Consider the following 22,574-nt stretch of genomic DNA (forward strand, 5'->3'; position numbering starts at 1 on the left):
AAGGTCAGCGCTGGATCGGCGCGTTGAGCTGATCGGCCGTGATATCCGTGGCGGGCTTTGCCGGCTGATCCTCGGTCAGCATCGATGCCGGCGGCATCGGCTTGTTGTCGGCGGCCACCGACACCTGGACCATGCGGGACATCACCGCCGGCGGCTCGCCCTTTTGCACGGCATCGACGAATTGCATGCCCGACACGACGCGGCCGAAGGCGGTGTAATTATGGTCGAGGCTGAAGCGCGGCTGCAGCATGATGAAGAACTGGCTGTTCGCGCTGTCGGGGCTCTGCGCACGCGCCATCGACACGGTACCGCGCAGATGCGGCGTATCGTTGAACTCGGCCTTGAGGTCGGGAAGCTCCGATCCACCCTGCCCCGTCGCGGTCGGATCGCCCGTCTGCGCCATAAAGCCGTCGATCACGCGGTGAAACTTCACCCCGTCGTAAAAGCCGGCCCGCGCAAGCTGCTTGACGCGTTCGACGTGATGCGGCGCGACATCGGGATAAAGCTGCACCACGACGCGGCCGCCGGTCGAAAGGTCGAGGTTGAGCATATATTCGGGATTGCCCAGATATTGCTCGGGCTTGATCGTCGGCGCGGCTTCGGTCGCGGTATCGGTTGCCGGCGCCGCTTCGGTTGCGGGTGCGGCGGCCGCCACGGGGTCCGTCGTCGCCGGGGCCTCCTGCGCCATGGCGGGAAGCGCGAGCCCGAACGCAAGCGCCGTCAGGACCATGGGTCGGATAATCATCTTCATGCTGGGTCAGGCCTCTATCAAAAACTGCTTCGCGCCCCGTTGGCGCGACCTAGCGGGAAAAAGCTGAACGCTCAATGATCGGATTGCCGGCGACGGGATCAGCCCTCGCCCTGGCGAAGTCCGCGTTCGGATATCCGCGCGACGACGGCATCGCGAACGGCGGGGGTAACGAATTTGTGGATGTCGCCGCCGAAGATCGCGATTTCCTTGACCAGCCGCGACGCGATCGGCTGCAGGCTGACGTCGGCCATCAAAAACACGGTTTCGACGCGGTTGTTGAGCTGCTGGTTCATCCCCGCCATCTGATATTCATATTCGAAATCGGCGACGGCGCGCAGCCCGCGGACGATCACCGTCGCCCCCTCGCGCTCGGCAAAGTCCATCAGCAGCGAATTGAAGCCGACGACGCGAATGTCGCCATCGATCCCTTCTACCTCGCGGCGGACCATTGCCAGCCGTTCCTCGTCGTCGAACATCGGCGATTTGGTGATATTGGTCGTCACCCCGATTACCAGCCGATCGACCAGCTTGGCGCCGCGGCGGATGATGTCCATATGGCCGAGCGTGATCGGGTCGAAGGTTCCGGGATAAACCCCAATGCGCATCAACGGTCCCTTTCCACCACAAAGCGCGCGATCGCGCGCAGCAGCGCCGCCTCTTCGCCGAAACCGGCCAGATGCGCAATTGCCTGATCGACGAGCAGCCCGGCCTGTTCGCGCGCGCGGTCGATCCCCATCAGCGTGACGAAGGTCGCCTTGCCCGCATCCGCGTCCTTGTGCAGCGCCTTGCCGGCCAGCGCCTCGTCGCCCTCGACGTCCATGATGTCGTCGGCGATCTGGAACGCGAGGCCGATGTCGCGCGCATAGCCGCGCAGCGGGCGCCGCCCTTCGGCCGGAATACGCGCGAGGATAGCCCCCGCCTCGACCGAAAAGCCGATGAGGGCGCCGGTTTTGAGCTGTTGCAGCCGTGTCACCGTCGGCAGGTCGAAATTCGACGTTTCGGCCATCAGGTCCATCATCTGCCCGCCCGCCATGCCCGCCGGTCCGGCGGCCAGTGCGAGTTCGCGAACAAGCTCGCTGCGCACGAAAGGATCGGCATGCGTCGCCGGATCGATCAGCCATTCGAAGGCGAGCGCATGCAGCGAATCGCCCGCCAGCACCGCGGTCGCATCGTCGAACGCCTTGTGCACGGTCGGCTTGCCGCGCCGCAGATCGTCATCGTCCATGCACGGCAGGTCATCGTGGATCAGCGAATAGACATGCATCGCCTCGACCGCGGCGCCGACGCGCAGGCTGAGCTGACGGTCGACATGGAATAGGTCCGCCGCCGCGCAGACCAGCAGCGGGCGCAGCCGCTTGCCGCCGCCGATCGCAGCATGGCGCATCGCTTCATAGAGGCGCGCGCGCGGGTCTTGCGGGACCGCCAGCAGGCGATCGAACAGCGCGTCGATGCCCGCCGCCACTTCGACCAGCGCATTGCGGAGAAGATCGGAAGAATTCTGCATTGCCCCCTCGGCCAGTGCCACCGCGCCTCAGCCTTCGCCGAAAGGCTTGGTTCCGGCGGGCTGTCCGTCGGCGCCGAGCCCGACCTGCTCGATGCGCGCCTGCGCCGCGGCAAGCCGCGCTTCGCAGTGCGCGCGCAGGGCATGGCCGCGTTCGTACAGCGCCACCGATTCCTCGAGGCTGACATCACCGCTTTCGAGGCGGCGGACGATGGTTTCGAGTTCGCCCATCGCGGCTTCGAAGGACAGCGCCGCAATATCGGCGGCAGCGGCGGTATCGGGGGTATCCGTCATCCCCCAGCTTTGGCCCGCGAAGGGCGCTGCGGTCAAGCTTGACGTCGCCCTTTTCGTCGATAGCATCGCCGTCATGTTCGTCGGCCATTTCGCCCCGGCGCTCGTCGCCGCCACCCGGCCCAGGGCCCCGGGGCTCGGAACGCTGTTCGTGGCGGCGCAACTCGTCGATATCGGCTTCGCCGCGCTGCTGATCCCGGGGGGCGAGGCGATGCGCGTCGTTCCCGGCATCACGGCGATGAACCCGATGGACCTCTATCACATGCCCTACACGCACAGCCTGCTCGGCGCGCTGCTGTGGGGTGCGGCGTTCGGCGCGCTGGTCGGGGCGATTACCCGGCGGCGGGAGGCGGCGTTGCTGACGGCACTGGTCGTCGTTTCGCACTGGTTCGCCGACCTGATCGTCCATATCCCCGACCTCACCCTCTATGGCGCGCCGCCGAAACTCGGGTTCGGGCTGTGGAATTATCCGCTCGCCGAAATGCCGCTCGAGATCGGACTGACCGCCGCAGCGATGATCTATTATGCACGCCGGACCAGCGCGCCGACCGGCAACCGGCGATTGTGGATCCTCGGCGGCTTGCTCGCGGCGGTCCAGGCGGTCGACTGGTTCGGCGCCAAGGCGCCCGACTATTCGATCGAAATCCCGCTGACGATGCTCGCCGCCTATATCGTCCTTGCGCTCGTCGCGGCGTGGGCGGGCGCGAACCGCGCTGTCGTGATGGTGCAGGAGGAGGCCTCGACATGATCCATTACGCGATCGGCTATGTCGCCACCGCGATCCTTTTCGGCCTGCTCGACGCCTTGTGGCTCCGCACGATGGTGCCCGCGGTCTACCGCCCCGAAATCGGTACGTTGCTTATGGACGGATGGCGGCCCGCGCCCGCGCTGATCTTCTACGCCCTCTATATGCTGGGCATCCAGATTTTCGCGGTCGCCCCCGCGATCGAGGCCGGGCGTTGGCAGGTCGCGGCGCAATGGGGGGCGCTGTTCGGCTTCTTCTGCTACATGACCTACGACCTCACCAATCATGCCACGATGAAGATCTGGTCGACCAAGGTGACGCTGCTCGACATCGCCTGGGGCAGCGTCGCGACCGGCCTCGCCGCCGGCGCGGCGGCCTGGATCGTGCTGACCGTCGCGCCGCGCACCACCTGAAACGCAGCCTCCTTTTGCAATCCCGATAAAGTTTTTTGCAATTGCTGCGCCGTGCGCGCGCCGTCATGCTGCGGCGCACAATAAAGAGGGGCTTAAAGGCAAGTTTTGTTCATCAAGACAAGGACTTGCACGATGAAAATTATCCTATTTCCCGCGTTCGCCGCCGCCGCGCTGGCGCCCGCCTTTGTCGCGGCTGCCGAACCGGCGCAGCAGCGTTTCGAACATGCCGGCCATGTATATGCCTATTCGGTGACCGAAACCGACGGCTATCGCATCATCAGCGGGATCGAGGAGAAGAGCGGCAAGCCGTTCAAGCTGCGCGTCGGCACTCACCGCGTGCGCGGCACCGTCGGCACCCAGCAGGTCAATTTCTCGCTGCGCGACGTCGAACCGCTCGGGAAAGCGGCAGTGACGCTCGCCGCGCGCTGAGACACCTCTCCGACCCGGACCCCATGGTGCGAAAAGCATCGTGGGGTCTGTTCGTTTCGCGCGTACATCGCTAAAGGCGCGCCATGACTCAGACAGCAAGCGCGCCCGCCTCCGTCATCACCCCCGAGATCGTCGCCGACCATGGCCTGTCTCCGGAAGAATATGAGCGCGTCCTCGCCGCGCTGGGGCGCGAACCGAACCTTGTCGAACTCGGCATCTTTTCGGTCATGTGGTCCGAGCATTGCAGCTACAAAAGCTCGCGCCTCCACCTCAAGAAACTGCCGACCGAGGCGCCGTGGGTGATCTGCGGCCCCGGCGAAAATGCCGGCGTCATCGACATCGGCGAAGGTCCCGACGGCACGAAGCTCGCGGCGATCTTCAAGATGGAGAGCCACAACCACCCCTCGTACATCGAACCCTATCAGGGCGCGGCGACCGGGGTCGGCGGCATCCTGCGCGACGTCTTCACGATGGGTGCGCGTCCGGTCGCGAACCTCAACGCGCTGCGCTTCGGCCGCCCCGACCATCCGAAGATGAAGCATCTCATCTCGGGCGTCGTCCACGGCATCGGCGGCTACGGCAATTGCGTTGGCGTTCCGACCGTCGGCGGCGAGGTCAATTTCCACAAAGCCTATGACGGCAACATCCTGGTCAACGCGATGACCGTCGGCGTCGCAGAGCAGGACAAGATCTTCTATTCGGCCGCCAGCGGCGTGGGCAATCCGATCGTCTATGTCGGATCGAAAACCGGCCGCGACGGCATCCACGGCGCAACGATGGCGTCGGCCGACTTCGGCGAGGATGCCGAGGAGAAGCGCCCCACGGTGCAGGTCGGCGATCCCTTTACGGAGAAGCTGCTGATCGAGGCATGCCTCGAGCTGATGGCGTCGGACGCGATCGTCGCGATCCAGGACATGGGCGCTGCGGGACTCACCTCCTCGTCGGTCGAAATGGCGTCGAAGGGCGGCGTCGGCCTCCACCTCAAGATGGACGATGTGCCGCAGCGCGAAACCGGCATGACCGCCTATGAAATGATGCTGTCCGAGAGCCAGGAACGCATGCTGATGGTCCTGAAGCCCGGCAAGGAAGAGTTTGCGAAGGCGATCTTCGAGAAATGGGAACTCGACTTCGCGGTTATCGGCACCGTCACCGATACGGGGCGCATGGTGCTGGAACATCATGGCGAGATCGTCTGCGACATCCCGCTCGCCCCGCTCGCCGACGATGCGCCGCTCTATGACCGGCCGCACGTTCCGACGCCGAAGCAGCCCGACCTGACCGACGTCCCCGAAACCGCCGATGTCGCGGCCGACCTCAAGACGCTCATGGGATCGCCCGACATCGCAAGCCGCCGCTGGATCTACGAACAATATGACAGCCAGGTCGGCGGCGACACGGTGCAGATCGGCGGCGACGCAGCGCTCGTCCGCATCCATGGCACGGGCCGCGCGCTCGCGATGAGCACCGACTGCACCCCGCGCTATTGCTATGCCGACCCGGTCGAGGGCGGCAAGCAGGCGGTCGCCGAAACCTGGCGCAACATCAGCGCGGTCGGCGCGACCCCGCTCGCGATCACCAACTGCCTCAACTTCGCCAATCCGCAGCGCCCCGAGATCATGGGGCAAATCACCGGGTGCCTCGACGGCATGGGCCAGGCGTGCCGCGCGCTCGACTATCCGATCGTCTCGGGCAATGTCAGCCTCTATAACGAGAGCAAGGCGACCGGCGGCGGCAGCGCGATCCTGCCCACCCCCGCGATCGGCGGCGTCGGCGTGATCGACGATCTGTCGAAGGCCGTCGGCATCGGCTTCAAGCGCACCGGCGATATCGTGCTCGCGGTCGGCGAGCGCGCCGGCCACCTCGGCCAGTCGGTCTGGCTGCGCGAAATCCTCGGTCGCGAGGAAGGCCCGCCGCCGCCGGTCGACCTGCGCGCCGAAAAGCGCACCGGCGATTTCATCCGCCACTCAATCAACGCCGGCTGGATCACCGCCTGCCACGATGTGTCGGACGGCGGCGTCGCGGTTGCACTCGCCGAAATGGCCCTGAAATCAGGCATTGGCGTGCTCGTCAGCGAGGAACAGCCCTTCGGTATTGCCGAAAGCTTTTTCGGCGAGGATCAGGGCCTCTATCTCGTCACCGTCTGCGACACCTGCCTCGCCGACTTCCTCGACGCTGCGAACCGCGCCGACGTGCCGGTCGATCCGCTTGGTCGGACGATCAAGGACCGCATCGTCTTCGAACTGCCCGAGAGCGATTTTTCGGTGACGCTCGCCGAGCTACGCGAGGCGCATGAGGGCTTTTTCCCGGCGCTGATGGGGGCTGACGCAGCGCTTGCCTAGGTCGTCATTGCGAGCGTAGCGAAGCAATCTCCGGCGACCGGTCGTGCGAGACGATGGCTGGGGATTGCCGCGTCGCTTCGCTCCTCGCAATGACGACGCTCCATTTTGCGCGGAGGTGACCGACTCATGACCATCCACATCGGCATCGGCGGCTGGACCTACGAACCGTGGCGGGGCACCTTCTATCCGCCGAAACATCCGCAAAAGCGCGAGCTCGACTATGCCGGGCAGCATCTGACCGCGATCGAAATCAACGGCACCTATTATGGCAGCCAGAAGCCCGAAAGCTTCGCCAATTGGGCGGCCGCGGTCCCCGACGGGTTCAAATTCAGCGTCAAGGCGTCACGCTTCTGCACCAATCGCAAGCAGCTCGCCGATGGCGCGGCGTCGGTCGAGAAATTTCTGACGCAGGGACTGACGCGCCTTGGCGACCGGCTCGGGCCGATATTGTGGCAGTTCATGGCGACCAAGACCTTCGATCGCGATGATTTCGCGCGCTTCCTCGACCTGCTGCCCGAAAGCCAGGACGGGCTACCGCTGCGCCACGCACTCGAGGTGCGGCACGAGAGCTTTCGCGACGCCGCCTTCGTCGACCTGGCGCGCGAGCGCAACATGGCGATCGTCTTCGCCGACAGCGACGAATTCCCGTGCATCGACGAGGCGACGGCGGACTTCAGCTATGCGCGGCTGCAGCGCAGCCGCGACGATGTCGCGACGGGCTACGACGAGGCGGCGCTCGACCATTGGGAGGCGCGCGCGAAGGCTTGGGCGGCCGGCGAGCGCGACGCTTATGTCTTCTTTATCGCGGGCGCCAAGGTGCGCAATCCTGCAGCGGCGCAGGCCCTGATCGCCCGATTGGGCGGCTGAGCAAGAGCAAGCGGCGTTCAGGCCGCCTGCGCGAGTTCGGGCTGCGTCGCCGCTTCGGCGGCCTCTTTGGTACCGAGCAGGTCATAGGGATCGACCCCATCGGCGCGCATCATCGCGTGGACCTGCTTGTAGATTTTCGGCTCGGCGATCCCCAGACGCTGGCGCGCCGCGTCGATCGGTTCGGCCAGCAGCGCCTCGATATTCTGAAAGGCGATCTGCTGTGCGACGCGGCCGATACGCTGGCCTTCGCGGACCGCACCGTAGATCGGGTAGCGGCTGCCGAAACCCTTGCGGATCTCGCGCGCGCCCGCCCAGGCGATGAACAGTGTTCCCCAGCTTGGCGTCTGGCTGTACGAGAAGGCAAGCACGCATTGTTCGCCCAGCGCGTCGCGGCCATAGCCGGTCAGGATGTGGAAGAGGTCGTGCGTGTCGCGCAGCCGGTCGCCATAAAGCTCCACCATATCGTCGAAGCGCGGCTTGGTGCGGCGGAACTTCATCGATTCATCGACAAGTCCCTGCGCGGTCAGCCCTTCGCGTTCCATGAAATCGACATAGACGCGACCGACGCTGCCTTCGGGCAATTTGCGCAGCGCGTCATGATCGTCGAGCATCGCCGGCAGATAGGGGCGATCGGCTAGGACCTTCTGACCTTCCGCGGTCGCAAAGAAACGCGCGACCGACCGTTTGAACCGATTGTCGCGCAGCGCGTCGAGAATGTGAAACACCTGTTCGGTGTCCTCCTTGTCGGCGATCAGCTTGCGGAAATGGTGCAGCGCCTTCAGCGGGCGAAAGCCGGTGTCGGTGCGGTCGGGGTGGATCAGCGGGATAGCGGTCATAGCGTATCTCTTGCGGTTGGGGCCGTGAAGTCTCGATCTAGTCACTACTGACACAAATGTCAATATATCGTGAATGGCCGGTATGTGCGGGCCGGACAAGCCGCTGGACGCGGCCGTCGGCCTCGGCGATAGACGTGTTGGGGGACGAAGCATGACCGACCGGTACGAAAGCCTCGACGCGATTCGCGGCGTTGCGGTGATGGGCATATTGGCAATGAACATCGTCGCCTTTGCGATGCCGATGAGCGCCTATTTCAACCCCGCCGCGGGCGGCGCGCCGGGCAGGGCGGACCTTGCCGCATGGGCGTTCAATTTCGTCTTCGTCGATTCGAAGATGCGCGGCCTGTTCTCGATGCTCTTCGGGGCGAGCACGCTGCTGGTGATCGAGCGCGCCGAGGCGGCGGGCCGCAGCGCGGCGGCGACGCATTATGCGCGGATGCTGTGGCTCGGCCTCTTTGGCCTCGCGCATTTCTATTTCATCTGGTTCGGCGACATATTGTCGCTTTATGCCGTCTGCGGCCTGCTGCTCTTCCTGTTCCGCGGTCTGTCGGTGCGCGCGCTGCTTTGGTGGGCGGCGGGCTTCCTGCTGGTCGCGATGGCGCTGATGGGATCGATGTGGCTGTCGATGACGCTGCTCGAAGCGGGGCAATTGCCCGGCACTGCGGCCGCCGAGGCGCGGGAACAGATGGCGCAATTCAACGCGATGATGGGTCCGGACTCGCCCGACTATGCCAGGGATGTCGCCCATTATCTGGGAAGCTACGGCGCGATCGCGGGGATGCGGTTCGGCGCGGGTGCGCTCGAACCGCTGACACAGGTGATGCTGTTCCTTTGGGAAAGCATGGCGCTGATGCTGATCGGCATGGCGCTGTTCAGGGCGCGGATGCTGACGGGCGAATGGGTCGCCGCGCGCTATCGCAAATGGGCGATCGCGGCCTTCCTGTCATCCGCGCCGCCGCTCGCGCTGCTGGCCTGGCATAGCGCAGCCACGGGTTTCGGTACCGTCACGGTGTTCGGTGCGGCACTCGTCTGGTCGACCCCGTTCGATTTCGTGATGACGGTCGGCTGGGCCGCGCTCATCATGCTGCTCATCAGGACCGCGGCATCGCCTGCGCTGCGCGCCCGGCTTGCGGCCACCGGACGCATGGCCTTCACCAACTATCTCGCGACGTCGGTGGTGATGACGACGATCTTCTACGGCTATGGGCTGGCGCTGTTCGACAGCGTGCCGCGCGCGGCGCTCTACCTCTTCTGCTTCGCCATGTGGGCGGCGATGCTGCTGTGGTCGAAGCCCTGGCTTGAGCGTTTCGAATATGGCCCGCTCGAATGGCTTTGGCGCAGCCTGTCGCGCTGGCAGCGACAACCGATGCGGCGTGCGCTGGCCGAAGGTCCAGCGCTTAGCTGACGGCGCGGCCGAAAGTCGGGCGGCGCTGGACGAGCGGGTTCGCTTCGCGTTCGAGCGCGGTCAGCGTTTCCTCGAACAGCGGGCGCAGTTCGACGACGCGCGGCAGATATTCTTCCGGGCTGACCTGCGCCTCGACGCAGTGGCGCGCGAACATTTCGATATCTTCGGCCAGCGCGCCGAGCCGTTCGGCGCCGAACTGGCGCGCCTCGCTCTTGAGCGTATGGGCAGGCATGACGAGGCCGCCGGCGCTGCGCGCGCGCATCGCCTCTTCGATCGCGGCGACCGACTTGATGCCGTCCTCGCGAAAATAGCCCAGAATCCGCACGAATGCCGCCCCCAACTGGGTGCGAGTCGCGCGAAATTCACTCCAATCGACCAGGATCTCGTCCAATTTTCCGTCCCTCGGTGTTCAGTCTGGTCCGTGGTCCCGTCCTGCACATGCACCGAAGTCGGTAAAAAAGAGGTTACGCGCGCAAAGCGGACACCGCCGAATCGCCCCGAAACGGGTCAGTCGCGCCGGACGCGCCAACGCGCGGCGTCGCTCATCGTCCCGGCGTCATCGATCCGCCAGCCCTGTTCGGCGGCAAGCGCCGCAACTTCGCGCGCGGCGTTGGGGTCGTCGGCGATCAGCACGACATCCTGAGCGGCGCGCATCGCGCGGGCGAGCCGCAACGCCGGCCAGGGGCAGCGCATGCCGCGCGCATCGACGGTCAGCGCCGCCGATGTGCCCGCAGCGTTATTCGTCATAGGGGTTGCGCGTGTTGCGGAAATTGATGCGGATCGGCACGCCTTGGAACCCCAGTTCCTTGCGCATCCCGTTGACCAGATAGCGCTGGTAGCTGGCGGGCAGGGAATCGGTCCGGCTTCCGAAGATGATGAAGGTCGGCGGACGCGTACGCGCCTGCGTCATGTAGCGCAGCTTGATCCGCTTGCCGCCCGGCGCCGGCGGCGGATTGGCGTCTACCGCGCGTTCGAACCAGCGGTTGAGCTTCGCGGTCGAGACACGGTTGGTCCAGATCGCGCGCTGTTCAAAGGCGACGCGGACCAGCGTGTCGATCCCCTTCCCCGTTGCGCCCGAAATGCTGAGCAGCGGCACGCCCTTGATCTGGCTGAGCCCGTCGTCGAGCGCCGCACGGACGCCGTTGAACAGCGACGACGGGTCTTCGGCGACGTCCCATTTGTTGAGCGCGATGATCAGCGCACGCCCTTCCTCCAGCACGCGGTCGGCGATGCGCAGATCCTGCGCCTCCAGCCCCTTTGTGGCGTCAAGAAGCAGCACGACGACCTCGGCGAAATCGACCGCGTGCAGCGCGTCGGCCACCGACAGCTTTTCCAGCTTGTCCTGAACCTTCGCCCGCTTGCGCATCCCCGCGGTGTCAAAAAGCTGGATCGGATGGACCTCGCCATCCTTTTCCCATTGCCAGTCGACGCGGATAGAATCGCGCGTGATCCCGGCCTCGGGTCCGGTAATCAGTCGGTCTTCACCGATCATCCGGTTGATGAGCGTCGATTTGCCCGCATTGGGCCGCCCGACGATCGCGAGCTTGAGCGGGCCGAGCGGCGCATCCTCGTCCGCATCTTCGCCGACCGCCTCTTCGTCGGCGTCCATGAAGGGTTCGACGATCGGGCGCAGCGCGTCGAACAGATCGACCAGTCCCTCGCCATGCTCGGCACTGAGTGCAATCGGCGATTCGAAGCCGAGCGAATAGGCCTCCATCAGCCCCGCCTCGCCCTGCTTGCCTTCGGCCTTGTTGGCGCACAGGATGATCGGCGTGTCTTCGCTGCGCAGCCAGCGCGCAATTTCTTCGTCAAGCGGGGTCACGCCCGCGCGCGCGTCGATCATGAACAGCGCCGCATCGGCTTCGCGCACCGCCTTTTCGGTTTGCACGCGCATCCGGCCGGGCAGCGTGGCCGCGTCTTGATCCTCGAACCCCGCGGTATCGACGATCAGAAATTCCAGGCCGAGCAGCTTGCCATCGCCCTCGCGCCGGTCGCGCGTCACGCCTGGCTGGTCGTCGACCAGCGCCAAGCGCTTGCCGACCAGCCGGTTGAACAGCGTCGATTTGCCGACATTGGGTCGGCCGACAATGGCGATCGTCGCGGATCGCGCCATGCGTCTATCCTATCTTCGCGGCGGGCCAACCCGGCCGCGCCCTGTTATTGCCAGGCGGTGATCGTGCCGTCGTCCGCCAGGATATAGAGCCGGTTGTTCGCAACCACGGGTGGCTGCGACAAGGGCGACTTGAACTCGGTGGTCGCGAGCGTCGAACCGTCGGTCGGCGAAAATTCGACGAGCTGTCCCTCGCTGTTCACCGCGATCAGGCGTCCGCCGGCCAGAATCGGGCCGGTCCAGCGGATCGGATCCTTTTTCTTCTTTTCGGTTTCGACGCGATAGCGCGCGAGCTGCTGGATCCAGCGGACCTTGCCCGAACCGCGCGCGACGCACAGCAGCTTGCCGTCGTCGGTCATCGCATAGACCCACTCGCCGACGACATAGGGCGTCGAGATACCGGCGATCGAGATTTCCCAGATGCGCTGCCCGGTGAGCAGGTCATAGCTCGCCATACGGCCGCCCTGGCCGAGCGCGAAAACGCGGCCGCGGTCGATCACCGGGTCGGCATCGACGTCGGTCAGCGTCGAAACCGACAGCGCCATCGAGGTGCGCGCGAGCGCGTCTTCCCACAGGTCGCGGCCGTTTTCGTAACGATAGGCCTGAACCTCACCCGACGAAAAGCCGGCGACGATCGTCCCCTGCCCGGCCGCGGGCGATGCCGCGCCGAACACGCTGCCGGGCTCGAGCGACGCGGTCGCCTGCCACTGCACCGCGCCGTCGCCGGCATTGAGCGCGAAAATCTGGTTGTCCTGCGTGATCACATAGACGCCGCCGAAGGCAACCGTCGGCGCGCCGCGCAGCGGCCCCGCGGGTTTGACCTTCCACAACAGCTTGCCATCCTCGGCGTTCAGCGCGGCGACGTCGCCGACGCCGCTCGTCGCATAGACGACATTGCCGTCGACCGACGCGCCGCCGCCGAACAGCGAATTTTCGAAATCCTTGCCCGTGCTGCCGATCGACACGCTCCACAGCTTCGCGCCGGTATCGGCGGCGAAGGCCGACACGACGGCATCGGTATCGACGGCGAACAGCCGGTTGTTCGAAATTACCGGGGCCGCGGCGAGCCGCTGCTTCTTGGTGCTACCCGCGATCGACGCTTCCCACGCTTTGGTACGCGCGGCGCCGAGCGCGGGATGCCCCATCGACTTGGACGCATTGCCGCCCGATTGTGCCCAATCGGCGTTGAGCACCGGATCGGGCAACACCACCGCAATCTCGGCGGTTGTCGGATCGACCTTGATGCTGTTGTCGTTCGACAGGATCGAAACGCGCTCGCCGACCGTCGGGGTGCGCGGGCCGCCCTTGCCCTTGAACGCGCCGCAGCCCGCAAGCGGCAGCGCGAGCATCATGGCGCAAATCACATATTGGCGTTTCCGCATCTTATTTGGCTTCCTCACTCTTGGCGGCGGCCGCTGCGCCCGGGGCGGCACCGCCTTGCTGGTCCTTTGTCGTGTCCTCGGCGACGCTTTCCGCCGCGCGATCCTCGACCGCATCGACGCCGAGCATCCCCGCCATCTGCACCGTCCGCGACTGCAGCGATTTGAAGGTGGCGGGCGCCTTGGCGATACGCGCATAGAGCGCGCCGGCCTTGTCATATTGGCCGAGGTGATAATAAGCCGCGGCCGTCAGCTCGGCCGCGCTGCCGAACCAGCTCGATACCGGGTCGGTCGCATCGACGAGCGGCTTCATCCGCGCGATCACCGCCTCAGGCTTCATCGTATCGAATTCGAGCGCGGTCTGGCGAACCAGCGCCATATCACGCATCGACTGGTCGAGCTTGGCGTCGCCCGCGACCTGCGCGAGCAGCGCGGCGGCGGCTTTCAGGTCTCCGTCCTTCGCCTTCATGTTCGACTGTTCGATCAGCGCGGCGGCGCGATAGGCGGCATTGCCTTCGCCTGCCAGCGTCTTGAGATCGGCGGTCGCCGCCGTCGGCTGCGCCGCAGCCTTGTCGAAAGCAGCCAGCAGCTGTTCGGCCTTTTCGCCGCGCGCCACCGTCTGACGGTGCTCCCAATAGAGATAGCCGCCGAACACCAGCAACGCCGCGATCGCCGCGCCGACGATCCAGCGGCCGTAGCGCTGCATGATGGAGCTGAGCTGATCCTTGCGGACGGCCTCGTCGACTTCCTGCAGGAAGGCCGCATTGTTCGTCGGGCTCAGGGCCAATCAATCCTCCATAACTCGTTCGCGAGCGATGCCCGCTTCGGGTTCGCCGGCCGTTCCTTAGCGGTCATGCCGAAAAAGGCCAAGCGATTCACTTGACCCCTGCAGGCACCCGTCCGGGGCGCCATCAACCCTTGTAGATTTGATCGTCGGTCGGGAATGAACGGGACCTGACCTGCTGGGCATATTCCTTCACTGCGCCGTCGATCACACCCGCCATATCCTGGTACCGCTTCACGAATTTGGGGACGCGTTCGAACATGCCGAGCATGTCGTCGGTGACGAGCACCTGCCCGTCGCATTGCGCCGAGGCACCGATACCGATCGTCGGACAGGCAACCTTGCCGGTAATCTCGATCGCGATCGATTCGAGCACGCCTTCGATAACGATCGAAAAGGCACCGGCCTGCGCGACAGCGACCGCATCCTCGACGATCGTGCGCGCTTCCTCGTCGCTTTTGCCGCGCACGCCATAGCCGCCGAGGATGTTTACTGCCTGCGGCGTCAGCCCGACATGCCCCATCACCGGAATTCCGCGCTGGGTCAGAAATTCGATCGTCGGGGCGAGCACCTTGCCGCCCTCGACCTTCACCGCCGCCGCGCCGGTTTCCTTGAGCAGGCGTGAGGCATTGGCGAAGGCCTGTTCGGGGCTCGCCTCATAGCTGCCGAAGGGCATGTCGACGATCACCGCGGCATGATAGCTGCCGCGCACCACCGCGGCGCCGTGCAACGCCATCATCTCCATCGTCACCGCGACAGTATGCGGCAGGCCATAGATCACCTGCGCCAGCGAATCGCCGACAAGCAGCATGTCGCAATGCGGGTCGAGCAGCTGCGCCTGCCGCACCGTATAGGCGGTCAGCATCACCAAAGGCTCGCCGCCGCCCTTGCGCTGGCGAATGCGCGGCACCGTCAGGCGCTTCATCGGCTGCGGCGTCGGATTGGCGCGGCTGGTGGAGGTGTCGAGGGTGAGCGTTTTTGGGAGCGTGGACATGGGGCGCGGGTTTAGCGGCTTATGCTGCGCTGCGAAAGGCCGCAAAGCGGAGCGATGTCCGCAAAGATTGACTCCATGTCAAAAATTATTTACATAGAGTCGCATATTATGAACATGGAGACGCCAAATGTCGTTCCGCGAAAAAATTCACTGGGTGACGCTGGTCACGATGATCGCCGCCTTCGGCTGGTATTTTCTTGCCTATCCGTGGGGGATCGCAGCGAGCCCGGCGGGCCTTTGGGCGAGTGCGGGGATGCTGCTGCCGGTCACCGTCGCGATCATCATCGCGATGACGATCGCATCGGCCTGGATGGCGATCCGCACCCCGGCCGAGGCCAACCTCAAGGAAGACGAGCGCGACCGTTCGATCCATTATCGCGGCACCCATTATGCCTATTATCCGCTCGTCGTCGGCGTGTGGGTCAGCATCTTCGCCCTGTTCTGGAACGCGGGGCCGGCGGTGCAGCTCAACCTGCTGCTTGCGACGGTCGTCCTCGCCGAACTGACGCGGATCGGCGTCCAGCTTTACCTCTATCGCCGGGGCTATTGACCCATGCCCCGCGCGACCCTTGAAACGGCGCTGCAGCTTGCCGGCGCAGGTACCGGAGACTTGTCCATGAATTTCCGCGAAAAGTCGGCGTGGCTGAACGTCTTGGCCATGCTTGCCGCCTATAGTCTCTATTTCGGACTCATCATCGCTGGGCATCCGGCCGGGCGCGAAGTTTTCCCCATGCTGTGGCTGTTCGGCTCGATCGCCTTGGCGCACGCGGCCATCGTCATCGTCGGCACCATCATCCTGTCCGCGCGGGCGCCGAAGTCGGAGCGAGTCCGTGCTGATGAGCGCGACCGCGCGATCCGCCGTCGCGGCGCCACGATCGCCTATTATGTCCTGCTGGCGGGGATGATGGTCGTTGGCGTCTATCTGCCCTTTGTGGAGCAGGGCGTGCCGCTCGCGAACACAGGCCTGTTCGCAATCGTTCTCGCCGAACTGGTGAACAGCGCGGTCGTCCTCATCAGCTATCGCCGGGGTTGGCATGGCTAGGCTGCCTTTCTCCAACGACATCCGCACCTTGCGCTTCCTCGCGGGAGAAATGACGCAGGCCGAACTCGGCGAGCGCGTCGGCGTGACCCGCCAGACGATCGCCGCGATCGAACAAGGCAAATATTCGCCCTCGCTCGAAGTCGCCTTCCGTATCGCGCGCACCTTCGGCAAGCCGCTCGAACAGGTGTTCGGGTGGGACGAGGAAAGCGGCTGATCCGATGCGCGGCCGCGCTGGCCCGGCTCGTCTCTCCCCGGGGGCCGGCCGGGCCGAAACGGCCGCGTGCGCGGCGAACCTTATGCGGTGCCGCGCCCCGCTTCGTTCAGCGCCGCCAATTGCAAGTCGGTCAGCGTGACCGTCTCGCTGTCCATGATCTCGTCGAGTTGCGCGACCGAGGTGGCGCTCGCGATCGGCGCGGTGACGCCCGGCTGCGCGGCGACCCAGGCGAGCGCGATCTGCGACAGGGTGGCGCCGGTTTCGGCAGCGATCGCGTCCATTGCGGCGAGCACCGCCGGCCCCTTGCCCTCCAGATAGGCTTTGGCGCGCGCGCCGCGCGGGCTCTTGCCGAGATCCTCGGCGCTGCGATATTTTCCTGACAAATAGCCCGACGCGAGGCTGAAATAGGTGACGACGCCCAGCCCTTCGGCGATGCAAAGCTGTTGCAGCGCGCCTTCATATTGATCGCGGTCGAGCAGGTTCAGTTCGGGTTGCATCGCGGTGAAACGCGGCAGGCCCCCGGCGTCGGCGACGCGCAGCGCCTCGGCCAGCCGCTCGGCACTATAATTGGATGCCCCGATCGCGCGCACCGTCCCCGCATCGACCAGTTCGCCGAACGCGCCGAGCACTTCGTCCAACGGCACATCGGGGTCGTCCTTGTGCGCGAAGTAGAGGTCGATCGTATCGACGCCGAGCCGATCGAGCGAGCCTTTCACCGCTTCGCGGATGCGATCGGGCTTCAGCCCGCCGGGCATCATGCCGACCTTGGTGGCGATCAGCACATGGTCGCGCGCGCCGCTATCCTTCAGCCACGCACCCATCATGCTTTCGGATTCGCCGCCCTTGTGCCCCGGCACCCACGCCGAATAGACATCGGCGGTGTCGATCATCCCGCCGCCGCGCTCGACGAAGCGGTCGAGGATCGCGAAACTTGCGGCCCGATCGGCGGTCATCCCGAAGACATTGCCGCCCAGCACGAAGGGACGGACCGACAGGCCGCTCTGGCCAAGGGGACGCTGCGTCATTGCGATACTCCTGCATGGACCACCGGCACCGCTTCGCGCGAATTGTCGCTGAACAGGCCGTCGATCCCGGTCTTCAGATAGGTGCGGATCTCGTCCGCCAGATCGCCGTGGCCGGCGGGGTTGATGCCGCTCTTGTCGCCAAGCGGCAGGAAATAATTCTCGCGGCGAAAGGTCCACGGATGGACCTTCAGTCCGGCGGCATGGGCATCGCGCACCAGATGGGTCGGATCGCCGAGCGTGCCGAGCGCAGTCCGCGGGATGATCATTGTCTTGTTGGGTCCGATCCCGTCGGCATAGGCGGCAATCGCCTTCAGCCCCGCAGGCGTCGCCATCGCGGCGTAGCGTTGCTGCGCATGGTCGGCCGGACCGCCCTCGCCGTCCATGAGCTGGATCAGCGGCAGGTCGCTTTTCGCCCGGATCGCTTTCAGATTGCCGACCTCGAAACTCTGGATGAACACCGGCGCGCTGCGGCCATGATAGCCATAGCGCGCCAGCATGGCGAGCAGCGGCGCTTCGTGCGGCAGGCCGATGCTGGCGAAATAGCTCGGATGCTTGGTTTCGGGATAGACGCCGACCGGATGCTCGCGCCCCTTGTTGACCCGCACGAGCAGGTCGAGGATCTCGGCAAAGGTCGGGATCTGGTAGCGCCCGTCAAATTCAGTCGCGCGCAGTTGTGGCAGCCGCTCCTTCGCACGCAGCGTCTTGAGCTCGGCCAGCGTGAAATCCTCGGTGAACCAGCCGGTCACATCCTGGCCGTCAATCTGCTTCGTCGTCTTGCGCGCGGCGAATTCGGGGTGGTCGGCGACGTCGGTCGTCTCCGAAATCTGATTCTCATGCCGCGCGACGAGCACGCCGTCCTTGGTCAGTACCAGATCGGGCTCGATGAAATCGGCGCCCTGTTCGATCGCGAGTTCATAGCTTGCGAGCGTATGTTCGGGCCGTTCGCCCGACGCCCCGCGATGCGCGATGACGATCGCGGGCTTTCCGTCGAGGGTGGGCTGCGCCGCCATCGGTTCAGCCCCGCAGCCGGCGAGCGCGAGCAGCGCCAGCGCGGCGCGCCAGGCCTTCATGCCGCAAAGCGCTGTTGCCAGTCACCGGCGGAAAATCCCACACTATACGCGCCGTCCGCATCGACGAGCGGGCGCCGTATCATCGCCGGCTGATCGAGCATCAGCGCCTTCGCCTTCGCCGCATCGATCCCCGCCTTGTCGGCATCGGGCAGCTTGCGGAAGGTCGTCCCGCTCTTGTTGAGGAGCTTTTCCCAGCCGAGCGCATCGACCCAGCGATCGAGCAAGGCGGGATCGAGCCCGTCCTTGCGATAATCGTGAAACGCATAAGCCACGCCCCGCTCGTCGAGCCAGCGCCGCGCCTTCTTCACCGTGTCGCAGTTCGGAATGCCATAGAGAGTCAGTGCCATGCCGCCGTCATAGCGACGGCGCCTCGGCAATGCGAGCGTTTGCGCTTGCCAATTTTCCGCGCAGCGCCCGGGCAAAGCCTTCGTGCAATGCCGCGGCGATGTCGGGATTGGCGGCAAGATAGTCGCGTAGCACCGCGGCGGGGATGAACCACAGCCTGGCGTTGGTCGATAGCGTCACCGTCCCCGTCGCCTGCGCGCCGTCGAGCACAGTCGCCTCGCCGATCAGCGCGCCGTCGCTCACCGCGCCGACCTCGACCCCGTCGCGCAGCACCGACGCCGCGCCCTGGCTCAGATAGAAAAGGCTGGGTGCCGCCTGATTTTCGCGGATCAGCACCTCGCCCTGCCGCGCCGAAATCCAGTGCCCCTGATCGATCAGCCCGCGCGCCGCCGTCGCGCTCAACCGGTCGAAATGACGGGCGCGAAGCTGCTCCTCCTCGGACGAGAAGCGGATGCTCAGATTGCGCAGCCAGTCGCGCCAGCCGAACGCGATATTGGCGAGGATGATCGCGAGCAGCAGCAGACCCGCGACCAGCGCCTGCCCCGCGACGAGCGCCAGCGGCAGGGCGACGAGCGCGGCGAGCGCCAGCCCGGCGCGCACATATTCGATGCGCACCGCAAAGCTCGCCGCAAGCAGGATGAACAGGGCCAGATAGCCAAGAAGGGCCGGATCGAAATTCGCCATAGCCAATCGTTTTACAGCGGTCCCTGTGCTTAGATTGCTAGGGACCAAATCTTACCGATTACCGAAGACGGACGCGCGACCCGTAAAAGCGTCCTGATTTGCGAAAGAAACTAACAGTTTTTTGCAATGAAGAAAAGCATAGGTGCGCGAAAGCCACCATCATGCTAATTTTATCGCCCGCGCTTGCTTTGGCGGGGCAATCGCGCCAAGGCACCCGGCGAATCGATTTTGACGCAGAAAACGTAAGAAGACCGCATATGACGCACCAATGGCAACCGCAAAGCTGGCGCTCGCACGAAGCCCGTCAGCTGCCGACCTACACCAACGAAGCCGCGCTTGCGGCCGCCGAGCGTGAGCTTGCCGGATATCCGCCGCTCGTCTTTGCCGGCGAGGCGCGCGAGCTGACCAGCGAGCTGGGCCGCGTTGCGGAAGGCAAGGCGTTTCTACTTCAGGGCGGCGACTGCGCCGAGAGCTTTGCCGAATTCCATCCGAACAATATCCGCGATACCTTCCGCGTCCTGTTGCAGATGGCGGTGGTGCTGACCTTCGCGTCGAAGATGCCCGTCGTGAAGGTCGGCCGCATGGCGGGCCAGTTCGCCAAGCCGCGCTCGGCCGACATGGAAGAAGTGGGCGGCGTCGAACTGCCAAGCTACCGCGGCGACATCATCAACGACATCGCTTTCGAAGCCGCAGGCCGCGCCCCCGATCCGCAGCGGATGATCCGCGCGTACAACCAGTCGGCGGCGACGCTCAACCTGCTGCGCGCCTTTGCGAACGGCGGCTATGCCAATCTGCATCAGGTCAACGCCTGGACGCATGATTTCATGGACCGCAGCCCGTGGGCGAAGAAATATCAGGAGACCGCCGCGCGCATTTCCGAAGCGCTCGCCTTCATGGAAGCGTGCGGCGTGACGCCCGAAACGGTGCCGCAGATCAAGGGCACGAGCTTCTACACCAGCCACGAGGCACTGCTGCTTCCCTATGAGCAGGCGCTGACCCGGCAGGACAGCCTGACCGGCGGCTGGTACGACACGTCGGGCCATATGCTATGGGTTGGCGACCGCACCCGCTTCGAAGGGTCGGCGCATATCGAATATCTGCGCGGCATCGGCAATCCGGTCGGCATGAAATGCGGCCCCAGCCTCGACCCCGACGTGCTGCGGCGCCTGCTCGATACGCTGAATCCCCAGCATGTCCCCGGGCGCATAACGCTGATCACCCGCTATGGCCACGACAAGATCGAAGCGCATCTGCCGGCGCTGGTGCGCGCGGTGAAGGCGTCGGGGCACCCGGTCGTCTGGTCGTGCGATCCGATGCACGGCAATGTCATCAAGACGGGCAATGGCTACAAGACGCGTCCGTTCGAGCGCATCCTCGCCGAAGTGCGCGGCTTCTTCGCGGTCCACCGCGCGGAAGGCACGCATGGCGGCGGCATCCATATCGAGATGACCGGCCAGAATGTTACCGAATGCACCGGCGGCGCGATGGACGTGACGCAGATGGATCTCGCTGACCGTTACCACACGCACTGCGACCCGCGCTTGAACGCCGGGCAGAGCCTCGAACTCGCCTTCCTGCTCGCAGAAATGCTCAATCAGGAAATGACCGACCGGGCGAAGCAGGCCGCATGAGCGAACGCCGCATCATCGTGCAGAAGGAAGTGATCCGCAACGGGGTCGGCTTCGGCAGCGCGCTGGCGATGGCGATCAGCTTCACCACGCACAAATCGGTGCTGTGGGCGATCATCCACGGCATCTTCAGCTGGTTTTACGTCGCCTATTTCGTGCTGACCCGCTGACCAGCGCGCGGCGGCGGGGCCTGAACCTAGTCCGCCGTTCCCGGCCAGCGTTTCGTGTCGGCGAAGGCGCGGCCCAGCGCGACGTGCAGATCCGCATCCTCGGCGGCGCCGCCGAGCGGCACCTTGTCCGAAAATTCGTCGGCCGGACGATGATAGTCGCTGCCGAGAAACGCCTCGAGCAGTTTCATGTCCGAAAAACTGCCGCCGACCATCAGCGAGGTGACGCCCTTGGCGCCGAGCGCCCAGCCATCCTGCCGCTGGACGAAGGCATCGGCCTCGCCGTCGCTGTCGATCGTCCGGCCGAGTGACGTCGCAACGTTGCGCACCATCGCGTCATAGGCGGGCTTGCCGCGTCCGATCGTCGCGACCGGCGTGCCGCGCGGCGAAATGGCGATAGTGTCGATGTTGAGCGCGACAGTGATGCCGGACAGCGGCACGACCGGATGGTCGGCGAACCAGCGGGCGCCAAGCAGCCCCTTCTCTTCCGACGTGGTCGCGAGGAAATAGATGTCGCGGTCGGGACGCGGCCCCCCTGCAAGACGCTTGGCCACCTCGATCAGCACCGCGATCCCGCTCGCATTGTCTACCGCGCCGTTGCAGATGCGATCGGCGGCGCCTTCGGGCCGGCAGATGCCGAGATGGTCCCAATGGCCGAGGAACAGCACTGCCTTGCCGTCGGGCTTCGCGCCCGGCAGCTTGGCGACGATATTGTTGCTGGCAAAATTGCGCACCGCGGCGGTCGCAGTGAAATCGCCCGTCACCGGCAGCAGCGTGCCGCGATAATCGCCCGCCTCGGCTGCTGCGCGCAGCGCCACGCCGTTCTTCCCCGCCTTGGCGAGCATGGCATCGAGCGCCGCCGGAGCGATATAGCCGCTGATCGTCGGCCCTGCCGGCGCCGACCCCATGCGCACGCTCTTGGCGCCCAGGCTCTCGCGAATCTCGTTCCACGGCATCGAATCCGGCGCGACGATCAATACGCCCGCCGCGCCCGCGTCGGCGAGCATCTGGCGCCGCTCACGGTAGCGCGGCAGCTTGTCGCCGAAGGGCGGCGTATCGAACAGCATGACCGCGACCTTGCCCGCTACATCGGCGTTGACCCGGCCGTCCGCATCGACGCCATAGCCGACGAAGACGAGCGGCGTATCGGCCAGCGCCACCGACGCCTCGCTGCCGGTGACGATGATACCCTCGTCGCCGATCGCGAAGGGTTGGCCGGTCACCTTGAACCGCGCGCTTCCGCCCGTCGTCTGCGTTTCAACGAAAGGAACCGGCTGCAGCCAGGGCGTGTCGCTGCCCGGCACCGCCTGCAATCCAGCCTTTGCCCATTCGCCGACAATATAGGCGATGGTGCGGTCCTCGCCCTCGGCACCCGGACCGCGGCCCTCGAAGGCATCGCTCGCAAGAACGCGGATATGCTGCGCCAGATCGGCTTCGGCGACGGGCGTATTGCCCTTCGCATAGGCGGCGGGCGTGACGGCAAGCAGGGCGGCGGCCGCAACGGCGGCGCGAAATGGCGACAATGTCATGGATGTGCCCGATGGCATGGCCATGC

Annotated in this window: 27 protein-coding genes; 11 read left to right on the forward strand and 16 right to left on the reverse strand. The window is 65.5% G+C overall.

The genetic code is table 11. The features are described from left to right. Window positions 1-4: 4 nt before the first annotated feature. From MU856_RS12475 to MU856_RS12490, 4 genes are all read right to left on the reverse strand, one after another. Window positions 5-751, reverse strand: a complete 747-nt coding sequence (locus tag MU856_RS12475) for a peptidylprolyl isomerase (RefSeq protein ID WP_263587688.1) — start codon at window positions 749-751, stop codon at window positions 5-7. Between the two features lie 98 nt (window positions 752-849). Continuing rightward, window positions 850-1,356: a pantetheine-phosphate adenylyltransferase gene (gene coaD / locus MU856_RS12480; protein ID WP_003040543.1), complete on the reverse strand. Its 507-nt coding sequence runs from the start codon at window positions 1,354-1,356 to the stop codon at window positions 850-852. Next, on the reverse strand, window positions 1,356-2,255 hold the full coding sequence (locus tag MU856_RS12485) for a polyprenyl synthetase family protein (protein WP_062900676.1): 900 nt from the start codon (window positions 2,253-2,255) through the stop codon (window positions 1,356-1,358). Before MU856_RS12485 ends, coaD begins: the two co-directional genes overlap by 1 nt. 27 nt (window positions 2,256-2,282) lie before the next feature. Then, the gene (locus tag MU856_RS12490; protein ID WP_058813173.1) at window positions 2,283-2,546 is read right to left on the reverse strand and encodes an exodeoxyribonuclease VII small subunit; all 264 of its coding nucleotides are present in this window, start codon (window positions 2,544-2,546) and stop codon (window positions 2,283-2,285) included. Between the two features lie 73 nt (window positions 2,547-2,619). On the opposite strand from MU856_RS12490, the gene MU856_RS12495 reads away from it, so the two are divergent. From MU856_RS12495 to MU856_RS12515, 5 genes are all read left to right on the forward strand, one after another. Then, on the forward strand, window positions 2,620-3,291 hold the full coding sequence (locus MU856_RS12495) for a hypothetical protein (RefSeq protein ID WP_263587689.1): 672 nt from the start codon (window positions 2,620-2,622) through the stop codon (window positions 3,289-3,291). After that, entirely contained in the window at window positions 3,288-3,701 is a 414-nt protein-coding gene (locus tag MU856_RS12500; RefSeq protein WP_062900678.1) for a DUF2177 family protein, read from the forward strand. Before MU856_RS12495 ends, MU856_RS12500 begins: the two co-directional genes overlap by 4 nt. A gap of 132 nt (window positions 3,702-3,833) precedes the next feature. Then, window positions 3,834-4,130: a hypothetical protein gene (locus MU856_RS12505; RefSeq protein WP_263587690.1), complete on the forward strand. Its 297-nt coding sequence runs from the start codon at window positions 3,834-3,836 to the stop codon at window positions 4,128-4,130. Between the two features lie 83 nt (window positions 4,131-4,213). Next, window positions 4,214-6,469, forward strand: coding sequence for a phosphoribosylformylglycinamidine synthase subunit PurL (gene purL / locus MU856_RS12510; protein ID WP_186402593.1), 2,256 nt, complete (start codon window positions 4,214-4,216; stop codon window positions 6,467-6,469). Between the two features lie 126 nt (window positions 6,470-6,595). After that, complete coding sequence (locus tag MU856_RS12515) at window positions 6,596-7,336, forward strand: DUF72 domain-containing protein (protein ID WP_186402592.1); 741 nt, start codon at window positions 6,596-6,598, stop codon at window positions 7,334-7,336. 17 nt (window positions 7,337-7,353) lie between these two features. Here the strand turns inward: MU856_RS12515 and MU856_RS12520 are convergent, their stop codons facing one another. Further along, entirely contained in the window at window positions 7,354-8,172 is an 819-nt protein-coding gene (locus MU856_RS12520) for a Coq4 family protein (protein WP_062900682.1), read from the reverse strand. 151 nt (window positions 8,173-8,323) lie between these two features. On the opposite strand from MU856_RS12520, the gene MU856_RS12525 reads away from it, so the two are divergent. After that, window positions 8,324-9,577 carry a DUF418 domain-containing protein gene (locus MU856_RS12525; RefSeq protein WP_263587691.1) on the forward strand — a complete coding sequence of 418 codons (1,254 nt, stop codon included), beginning with the start codon at window positions 8,324-8,326 and terminating at the stop codon, window positions 9,575-9,577. Here MU856_RS12525 and MU856_RS12530 read toward each other — a convergent pair. The 6 genes from MU856_RS12530 to panB form a co-directional block, all read right to left on the reverse strand. Then, complete coding sequence (locus MU856_RS12530; protein WP_186402590.1) at window positions 9,570-9,968, reverse strand: Hpt domain-containing protein; 399 nt, start codon at window positions 9,966-9,968, stop codon at window positions 9,570-9,572. The genes MU856_RS12525 and MU856_RS12530 overlap by 8 nt on opposite strands. A 116-nt stretch (window positions 9,969-10,084) precedes the next feature. After that, window positions 10,085-10,324, reverse strand: coding sequence for a sulfurtransferase TusA family protein (locus tag MU856_RS12535; RefSeq protein WP_263587692.1), 240 nt, complete (start codon window positions 10,322-10,324; stop codon window positions 10,085-10,087). After that, complete coding sequence (gene der, locus MU856_RS12540) at window positions 10,314-11,690, reverse strand: ribosome biogenesis GTPase Der (RefSeq protein ID WP_003040578.1); 1,377 nt, start codon at window positions 11,688-11,690, stop codon at window positions 10,314-10,316. Before der ends, MU856_RS12535 begins: the two co-directional genes overlap by 11 nt. A gap of 44 nt (window positions 11,691-11,734) precedes the next feature. Next, entirely contained in the window at window positions 11,735-13,069 is a 1,335-nt protein-coding gene (locus MU856_RS12545; protein WP_058813132.1) for a PQQ-binding-like beta-propeller repeat protein, read from the reverse strand. Window position 13,070: 1 nt separating this feature from the next. Further along, entirely contained in the window at window positions 13,071-13,853 is a 783-nt protein-coding gene (locus MU856_RS12550) for a hypothetical protein (RefSeq protein WP_263587693.1), read from the reverse strand. A gap of 124 nt (window positions 13,854-13,977) precedes the next feature. After that, on the reverse strand, window positions 13,978-14,844 hold the full coding sequence (panB, locus tag MU856_RS12555) for a 3-methyl-2-oxobutanoate hydroxymethyltransferase (RefSeq protein ID WP_003040587.1): 867 nt from the start codon (window positions 14,842-14,844) through the stop codon (window positions 13,978-13,980). A gap of 127 nt (window positions 14,845-14,971) precedes the next feature. Here panB and MU856_RS12560 point away from each other — a divergent pair, with 127 nt between their 5' ends. From MU856_RS12560 to MU856_RS12570, 3 genes are all read left to right on the forward strand, one after another. Further along, the gene (locus MU856_RS12560) at window positions 14,972-15,394 is read left to right on the forward strand and encodes a hypothetical protein (protein ID WP_062900686.1); all 423 of its coding nucleotides are present in this window, start codon (window positions 14,972-14,974) and stop codon (window positions 15,392-15,394) included. 66 nt (window positions 15,395-15,460) lie between these two features. Beyond that, window positions 15,461-15,886, forward strand: a complete 426-nt coding sequence (locus tag MU856_RS12565; protein ID WP_263587694.1) for a DUF2178 domain-containing protein — start codon at window positions 15,461-15,463, stop codon at window positions 15,884-15,886. Continuing rightward, entirely contained in the window at window positions 15,879-16,100 is a 222-nt protein-coding gene (locus tag MU856_RS12570) for a helix-turn-helix transcriptional regulator (RefSeq protein WP_040589196.1), read from the forward strand. The genes MU856_RS12565 and MU856_RS12570 overlap by 8 nt, the downstream gene beginning before the upstream one ends. Window positions 16,101-16,180: 80 nt before the next feature. Here MU856_RS12570 and MU856_RS12575 read toward each other — a convergent pair whose 3' ends face one another. From MU856_RS12575 to MU856_RS12590, 4 genes are read right to left on the reverse strand one after another with little or no spacing between them, the layout of a single operon-like run. Beyond that, on the reverse strand, window positions 16,181-17,125 hold the full coding sequence (locus MU856_RS12575; protein ID WP_062900687.1) for an aldo/keto reductase: 945 nt from the start codon (window positions 17,123-17,125) through the stop codon (window positions 16,181-16,183). Continuing rightward, entirely contained in the window at window positions 17,122-18,195 is a 1,074-nt protein-coding gene (locus tag MU856_RS12580; protein WP_062900688.1) for a glycerophosphodiester phosphodiesterase, read from the reverse strand. Before MU856_RS12580 ends, MU856_RS12575 begins: the two co-directional genes overlap by 4 nt. Beyond that, window positions 18,192-18,542 carry an ArsC family reductase gene (locus tag MU856_RS12585; protein WP_062900689.1) on the reverse strand — a complete coding sequence of 117 codons (351 nt, stop codon included), beginning with the start codon at window positions 18,540-18,542 and terminating at the stop codon, window positions 18,192-18,194. Before MU856_RS12585 ends, MU856_RS12580 begins: the two co-directional genes overlap by 4 nt. Before the next feature lie 7 nt (window positions 18,543-18,549). Continuing rightward, window positions 18,550-19,224 (reverse strand): cyclic nucleotide-binding domain-containing protein, encoded by a 675-nt coding sequence (locus MU856_RS12590; protein ID WP_062900690.1) that lies wholly within the window; start codon window positions 19,222-19,224, stop codon window positions 18,550-18,552. 257 nt (window positions 19,225-19,481) lie between these two features. On the opposite strand from MU856_RS12590, the gene MU856_RS12595 reads away from it, so the two are divergent. Both MU856_RS12595 and MU856_RS12600 read left to right on the forward strand, forming a co-directional pair. Next, window positions 19,482-20,855 (forward strand): class II 3-deoxy-7-phosphoheptulonate synthase, encoded by a 1,374-nt coding sequence (locus MU856_RS12595; protein ID WP_263587695.1) that lies wholly within the window; start codon window positions 19,482-19,484, stop codon window positions 20,853-20,855. Further along, window positions 20,852-21,022 carry a hypothetical protein gene (locus MU856_RS12600; protein WP_003040612.1) on the forward strand — a complete coding sequence of 57 codons (171 nt, stop codon included), beginning with the start codon at window positions 20,852-20,854 and terminating at the stop codon, window positions 21,020-21,022. Before MU856_RS12595 ends, MU856_RS12600 begins: the two co-directional genes overlap by 4 nt. Window positions 21,023-21,048: 26 nt before the next feature. On the opposite strand, the gene MU856_RS12605 is transcribed toward MU856_RS12600, so the two are convergent. Further along, a complete protein-coding gene (locus MU856_RS12605) occupies window positions 21,049-22,548 on the reverse strand; it encodes a M28 family peptidase (RefSeq protein WP_234178544.1) in 1,500 nt (499 codons plus the stop codon). Window positions 22,549-22,574: the final 26 nt, after the last annotated feature.

It is taken from the genome of Sphingopyxis sp. GC21 (genome assembly GCF_025727575.1).
In the GTDB taxonomy this organism is placed as follows: Bacteria; Pseudomonadota; Alphaproteobacteria; order Sphingomonadales; family Sphingomonadaceae; genus Sphingopyxis; species Sphingopyxis terrae_A.

What these genes read in the sequence shown, in the direction of transcription:
- MU856_RS12585 (WP_062900689.1), bottom strand. Translation starts at nt 18,542, where the DNA reads ATGGCACTGACTCTCTATGGCATTCCGAACTGCGACACGGTGAAGAAG.
- MU856_RS12595 (WP_263587695.1), top strand. Translation starts at nt 19,482, where the DNA reads ATGACGCACCAATGGCAACCGCAAAGCTGGCGCTCGCACGAAGCCCGT.
- MU856_RS12575 (WP_062900687.1), bottom strand. Translation starts at nt 17,125, where the DNA reads ATGACGCAGCGTCCCCTTGGCCAGAGCGGCCTGTCGGTCCGTCCCTTC.
- coaD (WP_003040543.1), bottom strand. Translation starts at nt 1,356, where the DNA reads ATGCGCATTGGGGTTTATCCCGGAACCTTCGACCCGATCACGCTCGGC.
- MU856_RS12545 (WP_058813132.1), bottom strand. Translation starts at nt 13,069, where the DNA reads ATGCGGAAACGCCAATATGTGATTTGCGCCATGATGCTCGCGCTGCCG.
- MU856_RS12590 (WP_062900690.1), bottom strand. Translation starts at nt 19,224, where the DNA reads ATGGCGAATTTCGATCCGGCCCTTCTTGGCTATCTGGCCCTGTTCATC.
- MU856_RS12565 (WP_263587694.1), top strand. Translation starts at nt 15,461, where the DNA reads ATGAATTTCCGCGAAAAGTCGGCGTGGCTGAACGTCTTGGCCATGCTT.
- MU856_RS12500 (WP_062900678.1), top strand. Translation starts at nt 3,288, where the DNA reads ATGATCCATTACGCGATCGGCTATGTCGCCACCGCGATCCTTTTCGGC.
- MU856_RS12525 (WP_263587691.1), top strand. Translation starts at nt 8,324, where the DNA reads ATGACCGACCGGTACGAAAGCCTCGACGCGATTCGCGGCGTTGCGGTG.
- MU856_RS12535 (WP_263587692.1), bottom strand. Translation starts at nt 10,324, where the DNA reads ATGACGAATAACGCTGCGGGCACATCGGCGGCGCTGACCGTCGATGCG.
- panB (WP_003040587.1), bottom strand. Translation starts at nt 14,844, where the DNA reads ATGTCCACGCTCCCAAAAACGCTCACCCTCGACACCTCCACCAGCCGC.
- MU856_RS12515 (WP_186402592.1), top strand. Translation starts at nt 6,596, where the DNA reads ATGACCATCCACATCGGCATCGGCGGCTGGACCTACGAACCGTGGCGG.
- MU856_RS12505 (WP_263587690.1), top strand. Translation starts at nt 3,834, where the DNA reads ATGAAAATTATCCTATTTCCCGCGTTCGCCGCCGCCGCGCTGGCGCCC.
- MU856_RS12600 (WP_003040612.1), top strand. Translation starts at nt 20,852, where the DNA reads ATGAGCGAACGCCGCATCATCGTGCAGAAGGAAGTGATCCGCAACGGG.
- MU856_RS12485 (WP_062900676.1), bottom strand. Translation starts at nt 2,255, where the DNA reads ATGCAGAATTCTTCCGATCTTCTCCGCAATGCGCTGGTCGAAGTGGCG.
- MU856_RS12475 (WP_263587688.1), bottom strand. Translation starts at nt 751, where the DNA reads ATGAAGATGATTATCCGACCCATGGTCCTGACGGCGCTTGCGTTCGGG.
- MU856_RS12520 (WP_062900682.1), bottom strand. Translation starts at nt 8,172, where the DNA reads ATGACCGCTATCCCGCTGATCCACCCCGACCGCACCGACACCGGCTTT.
- MU856_RS12560 (WP_062900686.1), top strand. Translation starts at nt 14,972, where the DNA reads ATGTCGTTCCGCGAAAAAATTCACTGGGTGACGCTGGTCACGATGATC.
- MU856_RS12490 (WP_058813173.1), bottom strand. Translation starts at nt 2,546, where the DNA reads ATGACGGATACCCCCGATACCGCCGCTGCCGCCGATATTGCGGCGCTG.
- MU856_RS12495 (WP_263587689.1), top strand. Translation starts at nt 2,620, where the DNA reads ATGTTCGTCGGCCATTTCGCCCCGGCGCTCGTCGCCGCCACCCGGCCC.
- MU856_RS12570 (WP_040589196.1), top strand. Translation starts at nt 15,879, where the DNA reads ATGGCTAGGCTGCCTTTCTCCAACGACATCCGCACCTTGCGCTTCCTC.
- MU856_RS12605 (WP_234178544.1), bottom strand. Translation starts at nt 22,548, where the DNA reads ATGACATTGTCGCCATTTCGCGCCGCCGTTGCGGCCGCCGCCCTGCTT.
- purL (WP_186402593.1), top strand. Translation starts at nt 4,214, where the DNA reads ATGACTCAGACAGCAAGCGCGCCCGCCTCCGTCATCACCCCCGAGATC.
- MU856_RS12580 (WP_062900688.1), bottom strand. Translation starts at nt 18,195, where the DNA reads ATGAAGGCCTGGCGCGCCGCGCTGGCGCTGCTCGCGCTCGCCGGCTGC.
- der (WP_003040578.1), bottom strand. Translation starts at nt 11,690, where the DNA reads ATGGCGCGATCCGCGACGATCGCCATTGTCGGCCGACCCAATGTCGGC.